This window comes from Photorhabdus akhurstii, assembly GCF_018448925.1.
Lineage (GTDB): Bacteria > Pseudomonadota > Gammaproteobacteria > Enterobacterales > Enterobacteriaceae > Photorhabdus > Photorhabdus akhurstii.
On sequence record NZ_RCWE01000067.1, the window covers coordinates 1 to 2,678 of the forward strand.

Here is a 2,678-nt window from a genome sequence, read left to right on the forward strand (position 1 = left end):
GCACAGACTGCCTCCCTGCCTCCGGCGTGCCCGGCAGTAAATGCCGGCCGCCCGGCGCTGAACCCCGGCGTTCTCTGTGACCGTCGTTGCCGGTCAGCCGCCATTCAACATAATGTGGCATTAAGCGAAATGGGCCTGAACGGCCCACAACGCTTAACAAAACATTATGTCGGCGCCGCCCACCCACGGGCGCTGCGCGGTCACCTTAACCCCGGTGAGCGGCTGGCCGCCGGGTGAGGCATCTTAGCCCCAGAGGCGCGCAAGGCTGACGCCTTCCGCTGTCAGCCGCAGTGCTAAAACCGGCCGCCGCAGTCGCCGCCCTCCCTGGCGGCTCCGGTGTTAACATCCGCCTTAAACCGTTGCCGGTCAGTCCGTCAGGGTCAACTGCCCTAAAGGCAGGCCAGCGAGCTGGCCGCGGTTTATTGCCCCCGCCCAACCCCGCTGCACTGGCTGCGCCCGGTTCGCAGTCGCAGGCTCCTTGCTCATTCCCGTGCTCGCCATCTCCGCCCCGTCCGCCCCCGCGGGCGGGGGCTCCCCGCTGAAAAGCTTCACCTGCGGGCCTCGCCAGCCCGCACCCGGCCAACCCGCGTCAGCGGCGCAGACAAGCTGCCCCGCCGCCACGGGTTCCTGATAAAACCCGGTTCTGGCAGAAAAAGCGGGCCAAAACCCGGCACTGACATCGGGGAAAAAGTGAGCTAAAATCGGCCAAGTGCCCGTCGGGGCGAGTTGATATGTTCTTTAACAGGGTGGGAAAAAGCGGTGAAGAAAAAGGCTGCTAAATCAGGGGGAAAGGTCCGCTCAACTGTATGATGGCGTCGGGATAGTCCCTAAGACCCGATTGGGTTAGAGGGAGGCGCTAACCATTATGCCTATGTGGAAAATCCGACATCTTGGTTTGATCCTTTGGGATTGACTCCAGAAAAAGGAATAGCAACTGTGTTGTGGCATGATAATCGAGGCCCCGGTAATAGTTTTGGACATTATTCAGTAAAGATTGAATTTGGTGGTCAAACAATACATACACATCAGTTTGGTGGACTCGGTCCAAATGGGCCATCACAAACAAAAATCAGTACGCGGGGGATACAAAATGTCCCTGTTGATAAGATAGGTGTATTTGAATTACCAAATGGAAAAGCTGCATTGGATTTCCAAAAATCTGTTCTAGAAAAAGTAGGACCGCTGTATGACACAAAAACGAGAAGTTGTGTGACCCATGTTATGGAAGTATTAAAGGCAGGAGGAATGGATGTTCCCAATGAAGCAGGGGGACAGTTTAAATTCTTGTTGAAAAATATGAAAAAATGCCAAAAACCAGGAGAATAATATGTTTTTATATTGTGATAAACATGACATGCCGCATACCTTTTCTGTTTCTAAACGAATTGCAGAATTAATTGATCGCAGAGAAAGTATCCAGACAAAAGATATAAAAAAAATATATATAGATTCGGTAGAAAATTCCAGTGAAATATGGATTGATAATGATATGTTCGAAAAATACTTTCCTAACGTAACTGAAAACAAGGTTATTTTGAAAGATAGACATAAGCATCTTCATGAAATGAATGACAGGTTATTAATCAAAGAGATTGATAGGGAAATATTTTCAGTTTGTAGGAAATGTCTTTTAGAATGTTTATGTGATGAATGACTCTTTATTAATACATTAACTTTATTATAGATATAAAAAAGCCGGGAAGATCCCCATGATCTTCCGGCTTTTTATTATTATCCTGCCTGATAATCCCCAATCAGCTCCCGCATCTTGAGCTTGATCTCACTGAGCTGGGCCGTAATGTTCCGGTGGACTCACCTTGCGTTGTCAGATAACAACAAAATGGGATGTTAACTGAAGGGATTCTCAGGCCAGGGCAGCAGCTCATTCAACCGATTGTTCGGCCAGACAGGCAGCCGGCTGAGAACATCACGTAACCAGACCCAGGGCTCATGTCCGTTGGCTTTGGCCGTTTCCAGCAGGCTCATTATCATGGCGGCACGTTGCCCTGCGCAGAGCGAGCCCGCAAAAAGCCAGTTCTTTCGACCAAGGTAAAAAGCCGGAAAGATCCTCGCGATCTTTCGGCTTTGTTATCTTTATGCTTAAAATAAATATTTTACAGTGTTGACCTTATATATTAAATATATAACTTAAAATCAAAAAAATATAGAATAAATAATAAGATAAAAAAAAGAATAATACAGAAAAATATAATATTCATAGTAAATATATACATAAGATATATTTTTGCTATTTTATTCTATTTTTTCTCTGAAACAACAAAAAGCCGGAATCGCTTCCGGCTGGCTTCTTTCTTACCGAGGTGAATACCCATGCCACGCCAATGCCGACGGGTTAGTGCAATGGCAAGGCATCAAGGTAATCACGGATATACTGATGCAAGAAGAAATGCTCTGGATAAAATAAATTTAAATCAATCAACTGATACCATATCGAAACAAGTAGCTAACATCCAAAATATAGCTAAAAAAGATATGGAGAATGGCAATATTATTAAATCCAAAGATAGGTATAACACTAATATTCAGAGGAAAGACGTAAATTAAAAAGTAAGACAAAGCATCTTTGATCTCTGGAGTAAAATTTTAGGATAATTTAATCTGGGTGAGATAATAAATTTTTATATGGAACCTGTTGAATTCTTTAAAAGTTCGGATTT

General features: G+C 45.2%; 3 protein-coding genes and 2 pseudogenes. 4 read left to right on the top strand and 1 reads right to left on the bottom strand.

Features of this window, described 5'->3' with window-relative positions:
• From EAE93_RS23635 to EAE93_RS23645, 3 genes and pseudogenes are all read left to right on the top strand, one after another.
• Positions 1–237, top strand: a pseudogene (locus EAE93_RS23635) (hypothetical protein); the annotation flags it as partial.
• 636 nt (positions 238–873) lie between these two features.
• Positions 874–1,326: a hypothetical protein gene (locus EAE93_RS24905; RefSeq protein WP_250151180.1), complete on the top strand. Its 453-nt coding sequence runs from the start codon at positions 874–876 to the stop codon at positions 1,324–1,326.
• A 1-nt stretch (position 1,327) separates the two neighbouring features.
• Positions 1,328–1,654: a hypothetical protein gene (locus tag EAE93_RS23645; RefSeq protein ID WP_040154707.1), complete on the top strand. Its 327-nt coding sequence runs from the start codon at positions 1,328–1,330 to the stop codon at positions 1,652–1,654.
• A 194-nt stretch (positions 1,655–1,848) separates the two neighbouring features.
• Here the strand turns inward: EAE93_RS23645 and EAE93_RS23650 are convergent.
• Positions 1,849–2,049: pseudogene (locus EAE93_RS23650) on the bottom strand (transposase domain-containing protein); the annotation flags it as partial.
• Positions 2,050–2,331: 282 nt separating this feature from the next.
• Between EAE93_RS23650 and EAE93_RS23655 the strand changes: the two are divergent.
• A complete protein-coding gene (locus EAE93_RS23655; protein WP_040153979.1) occupies positions 2,332–2,565 on the top strand; it encodes an AHH domain-containing protein in 234 nt (77 codons plus the stop codon).
• The last annotated feature ends 113 nt before the right edge of the window (positions 2,566–2,678 follow it).

What these genes read in the sequence shown, in the direction of transcription:
- EAE93_RS23655 (WP_040153979.1), top strand. Translation starts at nt 2,332, where the DNA reads ATGCCACGCCAATGCCGACGGGTTAGTGCAATGGCAAGGCATCAAGGT.
- EAE93_RS23645 (WP_040154707.1), top strand. Translation starts at nt 1,328, where the DNA reads ATGTTTTTATATTGTGATAAACATGACATGCCGCATACCTTTTCTGTT.